The 15,337-nt window shown below is 62.8% G+C and carries 13 protein-coding genes; 4 read left to right on the top strand and 9 right to left on the bottom strand.

From position 1 onward, the window contains the following. Nucleotides 1-141: 141 nt before the first annotated feature. The gene (gene mutS / locus AB7951_RS24440; protein WP_120288303.1) at nt 142-2,865 is read left to right on the top strand and encodes a DNA mismatch repair protein MutS; all 2,724 of its coding nucleotides are present in this window, start codon (nt 142-144) and stop codon (nt 2,863-2,865) included. A gap of 100 nt (nt 2,866-2,965) precedes the next feature. On the opposite strand, the gene AB7951_RS24435 is transcribed toward mutS, so the two are convergent. The 5 genes from AB7951_RS24435 to AB7951_RS24415 form a co-directional block, all read right to left on the bottom strand. Further along, nucleotides 2,966-3,763, bottom strand: a complete 798-nt coding sequence (locus tag AB7951_RS24435) for a hypothetical protein (RefSeq protein ID WP_120288304.1) — start codon at nt 3,761-3,763, stop codon at nt 2,966-2,968. Between the two features lie 62 nt (nt 3,764-3,825). Beyond that, a complete protein-coding gene (locus AB7951_RS24430; protein WP_120288305.1) occupies nt 3,826-4,335 on the bottom strand; it encodes an OsmC family protein in 510 nt (169 codons plus the stop codon). Nucleotides 4,336-4,392: 57 nt separating this feature from the next. After that, nucleotides 4,393-5,172 (bottom strand): ABC transporter ATP-binding protein, encoded by a 780-nt coding sequence (locus AB7951_RS24425; RefSeq protein WP_120288306.1) that lies wholly within the window; start codon nt 5,170-5,172, stop codon nt 4,393-4,395. Then, complete coding sequence (locus AB7951_RS24420; protein ID WP_120288307.1) at nt 5,172-6,020, bottom strand: ABC transporter permease; 849 nt, start codon at nt 6,018-6,020, stop codon at nt 5,172-5,174. The genes AB7951_RS24425 and AB7951_RS24420 overlap by 1 nt, the downstream gene beginning before the upstream one ends. A 236-nt stretch (nt 6,021-6,256) precedes the next feature. Next, nucleotides 6,257-7,231: an aliphatic sulfonate ABC transporter substrate-binding protein gene (locus AB7951_RS24415; RefSeq protein WP_120288308.1), complete on the bottom strand. Its 975-nt coding sequence runs from the start codon at nt 7,229-7,231 to the stop codon at nt 6,257-6,259. 271 nt (nt 7,232-7,502) lie between these two features. Here AB7951_RS24415 and AB7951_RS24410 point away from each other — a divergent pair, with 271 nt between their 5' ends. Then, the gene (locus AB7951_RS24410; protein WP_120289092.1) at nt 7,503-10,298 is read left to right on the top strand and encodes a [protein-PII] uridylyltransferase; all 2,796 of its coding nucleotides are present in this window, start codon (nt 7,503-7,505) and stop codon (nt 10,296-10,298) included. Here the strand turns inward: AB7951_RS24410 and AB7951_RS24405 are convergent, their stop codons facing one another. Together AB7951_RS24405 and phaR are read right to left on the bottom strand one after the other, a co-directional pair. Beyond that, complete coding sequence (locus AB7951_RS24405; protein ID WP_120288309.1) at nt 10,299-10,820, bottom strand: methylated-DNA--[protein]-cysteine S-methyltransferase; 522 nt, start codon at nt 10,818-10,820, stop codon at nt 10,299-10,301. 88 nt (nt 10,821-10,908) lie between these two features. Beyond that, on the bottom strand, nt 10,909-11,508 hold the full coding sequence (gene phaR, locus AB7951_RS24400; protein ID WP_089262652.1) for a polyhydroxyalkanoate synthesis repressor PhaR: 600 nt from the start codon (nt 11,506-11,508) through the stop codon (nt 10,909-10,911). 308 nt (nt 11,509-11,816) lie between these two features. Here phaR and AB7951_RS24395 point away from each other — a divergent pair, with 308 nt between their 5' ends. Both AB7951_RS24395 and phbB read left to right on the top strand, forming a co-directional pair. Beyond that, nucleotides 11,817-12,995, top strand: a complete 1,179-nt coding sequence (locus AB7951_RS24395) for an acetyl-CoA C-acetyltransferase (RefSeq protein WP_089262650.1) — start codon at nt 11,817-11,819, stop codon at nt 12,993-12,995. A 183-nt stretch (nt 12,996-13,178) separates the two neighbouring features. Next, the gene (gene phbB, locus AB7951_RS24390) at nt 13,179-13,904 is read left to right on the top strand and encodes an acetoacetyl-CoA reductase (RefSeq protein WP_068732968.1); all 726 of its coding nucleotides are present in this window, start codon (nt 13,179-13,181) and stop codon (nt 13,902-13,904) included. Between the two features lie 159 nt (nt 13,905-14,063). On the opposite strand, the gene AB7951_RS24385 is transcribed toward phbB, so the two are convergent. Both AB7951_RS24385 and gloB read right to left on the bottom strand, forming a co-directional pair. Next, nucleotides 14,064-14,498: a cupin domain-containing protein gene (locus tag AB7951_RS24385; protein ID WP_120288310.1), complete on the bottom strand. Its 435-nt coding sequence runs from the start codon at nt 14,496-14,498 to the stop codon at nt 14,064-14,066. Beyond that, nucleotides 14,498-15,265 carry a hydroxyacylglutathione hydrolase gene (gene gloB, locus AB7951_RS24380; protein ID WP_120288311.1) on the bottom strand — a complete coding sequence of 256 codons (768 nt, stop codon included), beginning with the start codon at nt 15,263-15,265 and terminating at the stop codon, nt 14,498-14,500. The genes AB7951_RS24385 and gloB overlap by 1 nt, the downstream gene beginning before the upstream one ends. Between the last annotated feature and the right edge of the window lie 72 nt (nt 15,266-15,337).

Genomic DNA, 15,337 nt, shown 5'->3' with positions numbered 1-15,337 from the left:
GGAATTCAAAGAATTCCCTTGAGAACTGCGGATATGAAATCGCAGTTGACTTGTCAACTGTCTCGCCGCGGTGGGGAAAACTACGGTTTGCGACAGCCGCGGGTGGGATCGGCGGAGCAAAATTTGCTAGCGTCCGCCGCCATGACGATCCAGCAGCCCATTACCGCCCCAGAACCCGCTCCCCGTGTGGATGACACCGCAAAAGTGTCTCCCATGATGGAACAGTACCTTGAGATCAAGGCCGCCAATCCCGGCCTCTTGCTGTTCTACCGGATGGGCGATTTCTACGAGATCTTCTTCGAGGACGCTGAGCTTGCCTCGCGCTCGCTCGGCATCGTGCTGACCAAGCGCGGCAAGCATCAGGGCATGGATATCCCGATGTGCGGCGTGCCGGTGGTTCGCGCCGATGATTATCTGCACCGCCTGATCTCGCTCGGCATCCGTGTCGCCGTCTGCGAACAGATGGAGGATCCGGCCGAGGCGAAGAAGCGCGGCGGCAAGAGCGTGGTTCGCCGCGACGTCGTGCGCGTGGTTACGCCGGGCACGCTGACCGAAGAAAACCTGCTCGACGCGCGGGCCAATAATTATCTGCTGGCGATTGCGCGCAGCAAGGGCTCAAGCGGTGCGGATCGCATCGGTCTGGCCTGGATCGATATTTCGACTGCCGAATTCATTGTCACCGAATGTGCGACAGGCGAACTCGGCGCGACGCTGGCGCGGATCAATCCGAACGAGGTGCTGGTTACGGATGCGCTCTACAGCGATCCGGATCTCAGCCAGCTGCTGCGCGAATTGCCGGCGGTGACGCCGCTGACCCGTGACGTGTTCGATGGTGCCACCGCCGAACGCCGGCTGTGCGATTACTTTGCCGTCGCCACCATGGACGGCCTCAGCGCCATGTCGCGGCTGGAAGCGACCGCTGCAGCGGCGTGCGTCACCTATGTCGAGCGCACGCAAGTCGGCAAACGCGTGCCGCTGTCGCCGCCGACCCACGAAGCGGTCGGCACCACCATGGCCATCGATCCGGCGACCCGCGCCAATCTCGAACTGACGCGCACGCTATCAGGCGAGCGCAAGGGCTCGCTGCTGGATGCGATCGACTGCACCGTGACCGCGGCTGGGTCGCGGCTGCTGGCGCAACGGCTGGCCGCGCCGCTCACGGATGAAGTGGCCATCGGCCGCCGGCTCGATGCCGTCGCGAGTTTCGTATCGGACAGCGGGCTGCGCGACGATCTGCGCTCGGCCCTGAAGACCGCGCCTGATATGTCGCGCGCACTGGCGCGGCTTTCGGTCGGTCGCGGCGGTCCGCGCGATCTCGCCTGTCTGCGTGATGGTGTGCTTGCCGCCGATCAGGTGCTTGATCGTCTCGGCGTCATCGACAATCTGCCAGCGGATATCACGGCTGCCATGGCCGGCCTGCGCCGTCCGTCGCGTGAGCTCGCGGCGACCTTCGCCCGCGCACTGGCCGACGACCTGCCGCTGCTGAAGCGCGATGGTGGTTTTGTCCGCGAAGGCTTCGAAGCTGCGCTCGACGAGACCCGCAATTTGCGCGATGCCTCGCGTCTCGTGGTCGCCGCGATGCAGGCGCGCTATGCCGATGACACCGGCGTGAAGGGCCTCAAGATCCGTCACAACAATGTGCTCGGCTATTTCGTCGAAGTCACCGCGCAGCATGGCGACAAGTTGATGCAGGCCCCGCTGAACGCGACCTTCATCCATCGCCAGACGCTGGCAGGGCAGGTGCGCTTTACCACGTCCGAACTCGGCGAGATCGAGGCCAAGATCGCCAATGCCGGCGACCGTGCGCTTGGGTTAGAGCTCGAAATCTTCGAACGGCTGTCGGCGATGGTCGCCGAGGCGTCGGAAGATCTGCGCGCTGCCGCCCATGCCTTCGCACTGCTGGATGTGGCGACCGCGTTGGCGAAACTGGCGGTCGACGACAATTATGTCCGCCCCGAAGTCGACAATTCGCTGCTCTTCGCCATCGAGGGCGGCCGGCATCCGGTGGTCGAACAGGCGCTGCGCCGCGACGGCCAGCCGTTCATCGCCAATGCCAGCGATCTGTCGCCCGGGCCGGGGCAGAAGTCCGGCCAGATCTGGCTGATCACTGGTCCGAACATGGCCGGTAAGTCGACCTTCCTGCGCCAGAACGCATTGATCGCGCTGCTCGCGCAAATAGGCAGTTTCGTGCCGGCCTCGCGCGCCCGCATCGGCATTGTCGACAGGCTCTTTTCGCGCGTCGGCGCTGCGGATGATCTCGCGCGCGGTCGTTCGACCTTCATGGTCGAGATGGTCGAGACCGCCGTCATCCTCAATCAGGCCACCGAACGCGCGCTGGTAATTCTCGACGAAATCGGCCGCGGCACGGCGACCTTCGACGGTCTGTCGATCGCCTGGGCCGCGATAGAGCATCTGCACGAAAGCAACCGCTGCCGCGCATTGTTCGCGACCCATTATCACGAGCTCACGGCGCTCTCCGCTAAACTGCCACGGCTGTTCAATGCCACGGTGCGGGTCAAGGAATGGCATGGCGACGTGGTGTTCCTGCACGAGGTGCTGCCGGGCTCGGCGGATCGCTCCTATGGCATCCAGGTGGCCAAGCTCGCGGGCCTGCCGCCGGCGGTGATCGCGCGCGCGAAGTCGGTGCTGGCCAAGCTTGAAGCGCAGGATCGCGGCCAGAGCGCCAAGGCGCTGATGGATGACCTGCCGCTGTTCGCGATCACAGCGCGTGCACCGGTCGAGGCGGCTCCTCCGTCGGAGGCGGAATTGCTGATGGACGCCGTGAAGGCGCTGCATCCCGACGAGATGTCGCCAAGGGAGGCGCTGGATGCGCTCTATGCGCTGAAGGCGAAACTGCCGAAGTAACATTCTCTATCGTCATGCCCGGCCTTGTGCCGGGCATCCACGCCTTCGATCGGCGAAGACAGACGTGGATGGCCGGGACAAGCCCGGTCATGACGGCGTTTCAAATGAAGCGCGCGCGCCTGCGTCCCCACGACCACAGGCCGAGATTCCACACCACGCAAGTCGCCAGCGCGAGGCTCAGGGCGACCACCGAGCCGAAGCGCGTGGCGGTGACATGCATCACGGCCACCGCGATACCGAAACCCATCAGGCCCCAGCCACCATTGGCGATCACGGCGGCGGTGGGCGGGCCACCGATCCGCGGATGCAGGATCAGCATCAGGCTGGTGAAGACCACGGGATAAAGTGCGAGAATGCCGCTGCCGGTCGGGCCGATGGTCGAGGACAGCGTCACCACGGTGGCAACCAACGTCGCGACGAGAGCGGCACGCAGCGGGATGTCGTACCAGCGCCGGGTGATGAGCGGCATCTTCGCATGGCGAAACCGCGCCATCAGCGGCAGGCAGATGCCGAAGGCCACGACATTGGCCGCGATGCCGCCAAGCAAAGTCCATTCGAACTGCCGCACCAGCAGGGCGAGGGCGAACCACACCAGCACAGCGGCGCCGAGGCTGACGATCACGTTGTGGCGTTGCGCCAGCAGCACGTAAGTCAATCCGAGAAACATCGTCGCGCCATTGATCGGCAGGCTGGCCAATGCACCTTGCGCGATGAAGGCGGCGTCATGATCGAGCGCGAGAAAGACGTAGGACGGTCCCGCCGAGATCGGCAGCGTCGCTACCAACGCGCCGATCACCGGGCCGGATCGTTCGGTGATGATGGAGGCCGTGATCACGAAGGCGGCGGTGATCGCCATGCGCAAAATGAGCGTCAGGAGGAAGGCAAGTTCGGGAGACATGGCAGCCTGACGAGAGGAGGTGCTTGGCCTCCTCTTTCCTTGGTGGGAGTCGTCTGGCCTGCTTACACCCTGTTGAGAGACACTGAAACCTTCGGGCCATGCTTGATGGTCTGGTAGACCACGCAATAACGCTCGGTCAGCTTGAGCAGCAGATCGAGCTTGTCCTGCGGCGCGTCGGTGTCGACATCGAAGCGCAGGCGGATTTCGGCAAAGCCGACCGGCGCGTCCTTGTCGACGCCGAGCGTGCCGCGGAAATCGAGATCGCCCTCGGCTGTCACATTGCCGGACTTCAAGGGAATTTCGACCGCGGTGGCCACCGACTTCAGCGTCACGCCGGCGCAGGCCACCAGCGCTTCCAGCAGCATGTCGCCCGAACAGAGTTCAAGCCCAGAGCCGCCAGTTGCGGGGTGCAGGCCGGCGGCTGCGATCTGCCGGCCGGTCTCAACCTTGCAGGCAATGCCGTCATTGTCGATCGAGCCCTTGGCTTTGAGCGTGATGAAGGCAGCCTTGGGATCGGTCTTGTAGAGCTCTTTGATGGGGGCCTGGGTGGCGCGAAGCGCGGCGGCGTCCATGATATCTCTCCCTGAGATTTTGTTAGTTGCAGCTTTTATTAGCTCGCGGTGCTGTTGTCACCACCACGCGCCGACCGCCTCGGCAGGTGCGCTATCGGGCACGTCACGATCCAGCGATCGATCCAGTGCGGTGAGCACGCGGCGCTTCACTGCGTCGAACAGCGGCGAGGCACGGTCGCGGGGACGGGCGAGGCCGACATCGATCTCGGCGAACAGCCGACCCGGCCGCGGACGCATCACCAGCACGCGGTCCGCCAGCACAACGGCTTCGTCGACATCATGGGTGACAAGGACCAGCGTCGGCCGCGTGTCGGCCCACAGATCAAGCAGATGATCCTGCAGGTCGCGGCGCGTGAAGGCGTCGAGCGCGGAGAACGGCTCATCCAGCAACAGCACCTCCGGCTGCGGTACCAATGCGCGGGCAATGGCCACGCGTTGCGCCTGCCCGCCGGATAGTTCGCGCGGCCATGCCTGTGCTTTATCCGACAGGCCGACGCGCGCCAGGGCCTGTGCGACTTTCTCGCGGCGTGCGGCGACAGGAAGCTCGGACAGTCCGAAGCCGATATTGTCGGCGACGGTCAGCCACGGCAGCAGTCGCGGTTCCTGGAAGATGATGCCGATCTTCTCGTGCGGCGCACTGATATCGATGTTGTCGATGCGGATGCTGCCGGTCGAGGCGCGATCGAGCCCGGCAACGGCGCGCAACAGTGTCGATTTTCCGCAGCCGGAGCCACCAATGATGGCGACGATCTCGCCCTGCGGGATTTGCGCGGTGAAGCGCTCCAGCGCATGAACGCCGTTGGGGTAGGTCTTGCCGACCTTGTCGAGTGCGAGCATCAGGTCTCTCCACCCGGTCGGAACGCATCCTGCCAGCGCAGCAGTGGTGCGGTGACGAGTTCGATCAGCCAGTCGGTGGTCTTGCCGAGCAATGCGAAAATGGTGATGGCGGCGAGGATCTGCGCGGGCTTGCCGAGCTGCTGGCCGTCGATGAGGAGATAGCCGAGCCCTTCGGAGGCGCCCATGAATTCGGCGGCAACCACAAACATCCAGCCGAGCCCGAGGCCGACGCGAAGTGCAACAACATAGGCCGGCAGCACCGCAGGCAGCAGGATGCGGCGGATCATGGCGGGGCCAGAGAGACGGAAGGTGCGGCCGACCTCGACGATCTTGCGATCGACCGAGAGGATCGCGCCCATCACGCCGAGATAGACCGGAAAGAACACGCCGACGGCAATCAGCGCGACCTTCGAGGTCTCGAAAATGCCGAGCCACAGGATGAACAGCGGCACCCAGGCGATCGACGGGATGGCGCGCAGCGCCTGCACGGTGGGATCGAGCAGTCGCCGCGCGATTCCCCAATAGCCGGAGATAGCGCCGAGCAGCGTGCCGGCGACGACACCGAGGCCGAAGCCGGCAGCAACGCGCGACAGCGTCGTGGTGATATGGCGCCAGAGTTCGCCGCTTCGGGCGAGCTCCATGATGGTGGCAAAGACGCGCGATGGCGGCGGCACCAGGCGGCCGTTCGACCAGCCGGACCACACCGCGAGCTCCCATGCCAGCGCGAGTGTCAGGGGCAATACGACGCCCAGCGCCGGCCGCGCGAAACGCTGCCAGCGGCGATTCGGTGCGGCACTGTCGATCGCATCGGAATGTTCAAGCGCGGGTGTTTCCAGCGTCATGGTCATAGGAGATTGCGTCTCGTCGGTGATTGCAAGCAGCGCCTTGCTTTCTTCCCCTCGCCCCCGGGCGCAGCGAAGCTGCGTCAGGTGGGAGAGGGTGGATCGAACACGCGAAGCGGGTTCGAGACGGGAGAGGGGGCGCTTCGCGAAAGAAAGAACCCTCTCCCGCCTTCGCTGCGCTCAGGCACCCTCTCCCACGGCGCGCAGCTTTGCTGCGCTGGGGGAGAGGGGAAGTTAGAGCGTCAGCTCTTTGGCAGCGGCACCTGATCGTCGATCAGTGCATCCACCGTTGCCTTCACATCGACCTTGGCGTCGATCACGCCGGCCTGCTGCAATGCGAGGCCTGCGGCGAGGATCGACTCGCGCTGGGGGGCGCCGATGCGGCTGTGGGTCAGCTCGGTGCGTTCCTTGAGCTGCTTGTCGACGACGGCGTCGGGCAGTTTGGTCACGCCGATGAACGCCTTCTTCAGCTCGGGATAGTTCTCCAGCGAATATTTCCGGGCGTCTTCATAGACGGCGAGCACGCGGCGCGCGGCATCCGGATAGTCCTTCAGAAATTGCTCGCGCACATTGAGGATGCCCCAGGTGTTGGCGTCCGGCTTGCGGAAGAACAGCTTGGCGCCGTCCTCGACCTCGGCCTGCGCCATCATCGGGTCGAGTCCGGCCCATGCATCGACGTCGCCGCGGATCAGCGCAGCCTTGCCGTCGGCATGCTGCAGCAGAACTGGCGTGATGTCCTTGTCGGTGAGGCCGGCGCCGAGCAAAGCGCGGACCAGGAAGATGTGGGGATCGGTGCCGCGGGTCACCGCGACGCGCTTGCCCTTGAGATCGGCGACGGAGGCGATCTTGGAATCTTTGCCGGTTACCAGCGCCGTCCATTCCGGACGCGAATAGACGTAGACCGACTTGATCGGGTTGCCGTTGATCTTCGCCACCAGCGCAGCGGAGCCCGCGGTCGAGCCGAAATCGATGGACCCCGCATTGAGGAATTCGAGTGCCTTGTTGGAGCCGGCCGACTGTACCCAAGTGATCTTCACGCCGTCCTTGGCGAACTCCTTCTCCAGCAGGCCGTTCTGCTTGAGGATGATCGAGACCGGATTGTAGGTCGCCCAGTCGAGCCGGATTTCCTTGAGCGGTTCGGCGGCGAAGGTAGCTCCGGGCAGCAGTGCAGCCGCAGCAATCAGACCGGCGACAGCGCGCCGTGACATCGTGAACATTCTGGTCTCTCCCTGGTGGACTGTCGAAACGTGAGGTTCGAAGGCGACTTGCATCCTGCGGGCGTCATGGCACCACGCCGGGGTCGCTCTCTGTGCGAAAACGTGCTTTAATTTCAATTAGTTATGGCGTTCCGTCAATGAGAAGATATGATGCGCCAAGGACACCGCCGCGAGAACGTTGTTGCCCGGATTGCGCAAAAGGCAGCATGGACTAGCTGTGGGGCTACAATCACCGTGACAGCGCTTGCGCCGTCCGATATCCGGGTTGTTCATGGACAGCGTTGCTACACAAGACAGACCGACGACCGAAACCGACTTCGACACGACGCGGATTACCGCCGAGATCGATGCGCTTGCAGCGCAGCATCGCGGCAAGAACGATTTGTTTCGCGCCGCCGTCGCCAAGCTGCTGAAGGCAGAACTGCTCAAGGCCAGTGAAGCCGCCGAGGCCGTCTTGTTGAAGGACCGCCACGGCCGACGCTGTGCCGAGCAGCTCTGCCAGGTGCAGGATGAAATCATCCGCATGCTGTTCGCCGCGGCGACGAAGCATCTCTATCATTCGCCAATCCCGTCTGGTGCCGAACGGATGGCGGTGGTCTCCACCGGTGGCTATGGCCGTGGGCTGATGGCGCCGGAATCCGACATCGATCTGTTGTTCATCCTGCCCTACAAGCAGACCGCCTGGGGCGAACAGGTCGCGGAAGTCATTCTCTATTGCCTGTGGGACATGGGCCTGAAGGTCGGCCACGCTACGCGTTCGGTGGATGAATCGATCCGCCAGGCGCGCGGCGACATGACGATCCGCACGGCGATCCTGGAAACGCGCTTCCTCACCGGCGATCAGGCTCTGTACGACGAACTGGTCACGCGCTTCGATGCCGAGGTGGTGCAGGGCACGGCCGCTGAATTCGTCACTGCCAAGCTCGCCGAACGCGAGGAGCGCCATCGCCGTGGTGGCCAGTCGCGCTATCTGGTCGAGCCCAACGTCAAGGACGGCAAGGGCGGTCTGCGCGATTTGCACACCGTGTTCTGGATCGCGAAATACGTCTATCGGGTGCGCGATAGCAAGGAGCTGGTCGCGCGTGGCGTGTTCGATCCGCAGGAATACCGCACCTTCAAGCGTTGCGAAGACTTCCTGTGGTCGGTCCGCTGCAATATCCACTTCCTGACCAAACGGCCGGAAGAGCGGCTGTCGTTCGACCTGCAGCGCGAGATTGCGGTCCGCCTCGGCTATACCTCGCATCCCGGCATGCAGGACGTCGAGCGCTTCATGAAGCACTACTTCCTGATTGCCAAGGAAGTCGGCGATCTCACCGCGATCCTGTGCGCCAAGCTCGAAGACCAGCAGGCCAAGCCGGCGCCGGCGCTGACGCGCATGATGGCCAAGCTGCGGCCCGAGATGCATCGCCGCCGGCTGCCGGACAGCGATGCGTTTATCATCGACAACAACCGCATCAATCTTGCTGCGCCTGACGTGTTCAAGGAAGACCCGATCAATCTGATCCGATTCTTCCGACTGGCGCAGAAGCACAATCTGGCCTTCCATCCCGATGCGATGCGGACCGCGACGCGCTCGCTCCGGCTGATCACGCCGGAGATCCGCGAGAACGCCGAAGCCAACGCGCTGTTTATGGAGATACTGACCTCGGATAACGCCGAGATCGTGCTGCGGCGGATGAACGAGACCGGCGTACTCGGTCATTTCATTCGTGCCTTCGGCCGCATCGTGTCGATGATGCAGTTCAACATGTATCATCACTATACGGTGGATGAGCATCTGCTGCGGTGTGTCGGCATCCTTCAGGAGATCGAGCGCGGCGGGAACGACGAGTTCGTTGTCGCCAGCGATCTGATGCGTAAGATCCGCCCGGAACATCGGGCGGTGATCTATATCACGGTGTTGCTGCACGACATCGCGAAGGGGCGCCCGGAGGATCACTCCATCGCCGGCGCCAAGGTGGCGCGGCGACTGTGCCCGCGGCTCGGATTCAACGCCGCCGACACCGATCTCGTTGCGTGGTTGATCGAGGAACATCTGACCATGTCCACGGTGGCGCAGTCGCGCGACCTGTCGGATAGCAAGACCATTGAGAATTTCGCTGCCGTGGTGCAGTCGGTCGAGCAGATGAAGCTGCTGACGATTCTCACCACCGCCGATATTCGCGGTGTCGGTCCCGGCGTCTGGAACGGCTGGAAGGCGCAGCTGATCCGGACGTTGTACTACGAGACCGAGCCGGTGCTGACCGGTGGTTTCTCCGAGGTCAATCGCGCACAGCGCATCGCGTCGGCGCAAGCCGAATTCCGCCGTGCCTTCACCGAGTGGCCCGAGCAGGATCTCAACGCCTACATTCTGCGGCACTATCCGGCCTACTGGCTCAAGGTCGAGCTCGACCGCAAAATTCGCCACGCGCGCTTCCTGCGGGCATCGGAAGAGGCCGGGCATAAGCTCGCGATCAATGTCGGGTTCGATGAAGCCCGCGGCGTCACCGAGCTCACGATTCTGGCCGTCGACCATCCCTGGTTGCTGTCGATCATCGCCGGCGCATGCGCCGCAGCCGGCGCCAACATCGTCGACGCGCAGATTTACACCACGACCGATGGCCGCGCGCTCGACACCATCGCGATCTCCCGGGAATACGATCGCGATGATGACGAAGGCCGCCGTGCAACACGAATCGGCGACATGATCGAGGACGTGCTCGAGGGCAAGGTGCGGCTGCCGGAAACCGTGGCGAAGCGCGCCTCGACGAAGGGCAAGATCAGGGCTTTCACCGTCGAGCCGGAAGTTATCGTCAACAACCAGTGGTCGGATCGTTACACGGTGATCGAGGTCTCGGGGCTCGACCGGCCGGGCCTGCTGTATCAACTGACCACGGCGATCTCGAAGCTCAACCTCAATATCGCTTCGGCGCATGTGGCGACCTTCGGCGAGCGCGCGCGCGACGTATTCTACGTCACCGATTTGCTCGGCGCGCAGATCAATGCCCCGACGCGTCAGGCTGCGATCAAGCGCGCATTGATCCATCTGTTGGCAAACGGCGATATCGCGGAGAAGCCGGCGGCGTAGTTACTTCACCGCAACGCCTTCGTGCTCCAGCAGCCAGCGCTTGCGGGCGATGCCGCCGCCATAGCCGGTGAGCGAACCGTTGGCGCCGATCAGGCGGTGGCAGGGCACGACGACACTCAGGGGATTGGCGCCATTGGCGTGGCCGACCGCGCGCATCGCATTGGGCACGCCGAGTTGCGCGGCCAGCGTGCCGTAGCTGAGTGTGCTGCCTGCAGGGATTTTTCGCAGTGCCGTCCAGATACGGTTCTGAAACGGCGTGCCGGGGATGTGGCAGGTGATGCCATCGAGCTGGTTGAGTTCGCCGTCGAAATAGCGTGAGAGTGCGCTGCGGATTTCGGATGGTGCCGAGTTCTCAATCAGTTCGACCGTCCCATAATAACGACGCAGCAAAGTCAGCAAGCGCTCTTCGTAATCGATCCAGTCGAGTGCGCAGAGTGCGCCACCGTGGTTCGTCACCAGCAGCGCGATGCCGATCGGGGTGTCGAGCCGGTCGAGAGTGAGTGGAGTGGGTTGCTTCGCCATGGCGATGTTGCGCTCATCAAATGGAAACGCCGACCGTAGGTGTAGCTACGGCCGGCGTCATTCCGATTTCCGATAAGTGAGCCGCGAATTATTCCGGCTTCGGCTCGTGCGACATGCGCTCGAGGCGTTCCTGCATTTCCTTCATCTGGCGACGCAGGTCATCCATAGTGTCGGCAGGCTCAGCGGTCGGCTCCGGCGCCTTTTCCGGCTCCGGCGACGCAGCGCCGCCGCGCGGCGGCACGAACGGCTTGAACATCGCGAAGGTCTGCTGAAACAATTCCATGTTGCGACGAACGGTTTCCTCAAGTGGCGCGAACGGCGTCATGCTGAACGTGTTCGTCATCTGCTTGCGGAATTTCTCCTGCTCGCGCGTCAGGCTGTCGATGGACTGCTCGAGATACTTCGGCACCACCATCTGCATGCTGTCGCCATAGAAGCGGATCAACTGGCGCAGGAAAGTGGTCGGCAGGAGATTCTGGCCAGCCTTGTTTTCCTGTTCGAAGATGATCTGGGCCAGCACCGAGCGGGTAATATCGTCGCCGGTCTTGGCGTCATAGACGAGAAAATCCTCGCCGTCCTTTACCATCGCAGCGAGATCTTCAAGCGTCACGTAAGTGCTTGTTCCGGTATTATAAAGCCGGCGGTTCGCATATTTTTTGATTGTCGTGGGTTGATCTGATTTCGCCATGGGGGCTCACACATACGGACCGAGGACAGGGAACCTTACGGCAGCGCGCCATAAGGTTGTCGAACAACGCAATGCAATAAAGTAAGCACTTTCAAAGGGGCTCGGCTACCGTTTTGTGCGTCACGGTTAAAATGGCAGCAGCCTTGTGCTATGCAAAGCGACATCCGTGCCATTTTGCGTGCGTTGCGGCCGTAATTTGGCTTCTGACCAATTGACAGTCCAACCCTCAGTTAACAGGATAGTTTGCAACGCGGCCCCCGCCATCCTGGCTCTGACCGTCGAAAAAACCTCAACAACAGGAGATGTCCATGTCAGACGATGTCGTCATCGTCAGCGCTGCCCGCACACCCGTCGGCAGCTTCAACGGCGCTTTCGCGACCATGCCGGCGCATGATCTCGGCGCCATTGCCATCAAGGCGGCGCTTGAGCGCGGCAAGATCGATCCGGCCCGCGTCTCCGAAGTCATCATGGGACAGATCCTCACTGCTGCGCAGGGCCAGAACCCCGCGCGTCAGGCCTCGATTGCCGCCGGCCTGCCGGTGGAAACTTCGGCCTGGGGCGTCAACATGCTGTGCGGCTCCGGCCTGCGCACGGTCGCGCTCGGCTATCAGGCGTTGCTCAATGGTGATTCGGAAATCGTCGTTGCCGGCGGTCAGGAATCCATGAGCATGGCCCCGCATGCGCAATATCTGCGCGGTGGTGTGAAGATGGGTCCGGTGGAATTCGTCGACACCATGATCAAGGACGGTCTGTGGGATGCCTTCAACGGCTATCACATGGGTAACACCGCCGAGAACGTGGCAAAGCAGTACCAGATCACGCGCCAGCAGCAGGACGAGTTCGCTGTTGCATCGCAGCAGAAAGCGGAAGCTGCGCAGAAGGCCGGCAAGTTCAAGGACGAGATCGTTCCGGTCACCATCAAGGGCCGCAAGGGCGACGTCATCGTCAGCGATGACGAATATCCGCGCCACGGCGCCACCATCGAGGCCATGGCCAAGCTGCGCCCGGCCTTCGAGAAGGACGGTACCGTCACCGCCGGCAGTGCATCGGGCATCAATGACGGCGCTGCCGCCGTGGTGCTGATGACCGCCAAGCAGGCCGCCAAGGAAGGCCTCAAGCCGCTCGCCCGCATCGTGTCGTGGGGCCAGGCCGGCGTTGATCCGAAGATCATGGGCACTGGCCCGATCCCGGCATCGCGCGCTGCGCTGAAGAAGGCCGGCTGGACCATCAACGATCTCGACCTGATCGAAGCCAATGAAGCTTTTGCTGCGCAGGCTTGCGCCGTGAACAAGGATCTCGGCTGGGATACGTCGAAGGTTAACGTCAACGGTGGCGCGATCGCGATCGGTCATCCGGTGGGTGCATCCGGTGCGCGTGTTCTCGTCACGCTGTTGCACGAGATGGAAAAGCGCGACGCGAAGAAAGGCCTTGCCACGCTGTGCATCGGCGGCGGCATGGGCATCGCGATGTGCATCGCACGCGACTAATCCTTACGCGTCGCGTGCCGAAAACATCGGCTCGCGCGTGCACTGCACACACTGCTACAACAAAATGCCCGGCGCTTTGCGTCGGGCATTTTCGCTTGATGGTCCAATTCTGCTTGATGTTCAGCGTATCGCGAGATTAATTCGAAGCTATAACTACAAAAGAGATTTGTGGAGGGATCGATCATGGCGCGCGTAGCATTGGTGACCGGTGGAACACGAGGGATTGGCGCTGCGATCAGCAAGGCTTTGAAAATTGCGGGATACAGCGTCGCGGCAAGCTATGCCGGCAACGATGCCGCCGCCGAGAAATTCAAAAGCGAGACGGGTATCGGCACCTACAAGTGGGATGTCGGTTCGTTCGATGAATGCGCCGCGGGCGTGAAAAAGGTCGAGGCCGATCTGGGACCGGTGGAAGTGCTGGTCAACAATGCCGGCATCACAATGGACGGTGCCTTCCACAAGATGACGCCGGAACAGTGGAACAAGGTGGTTAACACCAACCTCGGTTCGCTGTTCAACATGACCCGTCAGGTGATCGAGGGTATGCGCGAACGTAAGTTCGGCCGTGTCATCAACATTTCATCGATCAACGGCCAGAAGGGCCAGTTCGGCCAGGTCAATTATTCCGCCGCCAAGGCCGGCGACATCGGCTTCACCAAGGCATTGGCTCTTGAGAATGCCAAGCTCGGTATCACCGTCAACGTGATCTGCCCCGGCTACATCAACACTGAGATGGTGCAGGCCGTGCCGCTCGCCGTGCTCGAGAAGAGCATTTTGCCGCAGATCCCGGTCAATCGCCTCGGCGAGCCCGAGGAAATTGCGCGCGCCGTGGTGTTCCTAGCTGCAGACGAATCCGGCTTCTTCACGGGCTCGACCATGACCATCAATGGCGGGCAATATCACGCCTGAGCGGACGCGGTTTCCGCTGATCTCATCCTGAGGAGCCTGCCCTTGCGGGCGTCTCGAAGGATGTGCGACATGCGCCGCCGCCGCGTTTCTGGCCTTCGTCGTACATCGGCTTTACGGAGGACGCCGCATCGCAGCCAAGGATATGATCTGGAAGCCTGGCTAGTCAGGCTTCCAGCCCTTCGGGGCCAACTCAAACGTCGCGAAATCGAAACCCGGTGCCACCGTGCAGCCGACCAGTGTCCAGTCGCCTGTGGTGGAGGCGGCCTGCCAGGCATGCGGTGGGACAATGCCTTGCGGCTCTTGTCCAGCGGCGACGTCCGGCCCGAGCGTGATCGTGCGCTGGCCGGCGTCGCTGGCGATTTCCAGCGCAAGCGGAGCGCCCGCATGATAGTGCCAGATCTCGACGGCATCGATGCGATGCCAGTGCGAGCGTTCGCCTGATGCCAGCAGGAAGTAGATCGCCGTTGATGCCGCCCGCCCGCCGGCATCTATGCGACTGTCGCGAAACGTCTCGCGGTAGTGGCCGCCTTCGGGATGCGGCTGCAGGCCGAGCGTCGCAATGATCTCGGCTGCAGTTGGCGTCTTGCCTGCCATCAGGACTTGTTCTTGCGTTCGCGGAGTTCGCCGAACACGTCGTCCTCGCTGAATCCCTTGAGGCGGACGGCGGCGGCGATGGCCGGATCGTCGGCGCGCAGAAACACGTTGGTCTTCTTCTCAAGCCCGAGCAGGACGGGGATGGTCGGCTTGCCGACGGCGCGCAGCTGCGCCACCTCTTCGGAGCGCTTCTTCAGCGCCTCGTTGTTCGCATCGATGCCGAGGCAGAACTTGACGTTGGCCGCGGTATATTCGTGACCGCAATAGACACGGTAGTCGTCCGGCAATGTGCGCAGCTTCTTCAGCGACTGCCACATCATCGGATAGGTGCCTTCGAACACCCGCCCGCAGCCGCCCGAAAACAGCGTGTCGGCCGAGAACAGCGCCAGCTCGCTGTCGAACACGTAGCAGATATGGTCGAGCGTATGGCCGGGGGTCTCGAACACCCGTGCGGTGAGCGCGCCGACCTGCACGGTATCGCCTTCGGTGACGCGGACGTCGACTTCAGGAATTGCCGTGCCCTGATCGTGCGGCGCTGTGACCTTGCAGCCATAAGTTTTCTTCAGCTCGGCGATGCCGCCGACATGGTCCGCATGGTGATGAGTCACCAGAATATCAGTGAGCTTCCAGCCCTCGCGCTGCAGCACCTTCATGATCGGGCCGGCCTCCGGCGCGTCGATGGCGGCGGTCTTCAGGCTCTGTGGATCATGGATCAGGTAGCCGAAATTGTCGGACAGGCAGGGGAATACGCGAATTTCAGCAGCCATGGTAACTCCGTTGGATCACGTCGTGATGCGCTCGCACATACGTGCGGCAAATTGATGGGGATGAATATGGGC

The organism is Tardiphaga sp. 285_C5_N1_2 (genome assembly GCF_052076065.1).
Lineage (GTDB): Bacteria > Pseudomonadota > Alphaproteobacteria > Rhizobiales > Xanthobacteraceae > Tardiphaga > Tardiphaga robiniae.
Note: the sequence above shows the minus strand (reverse complement) of the source record. Positions and strands in the feature narration are given on the sequence as shown.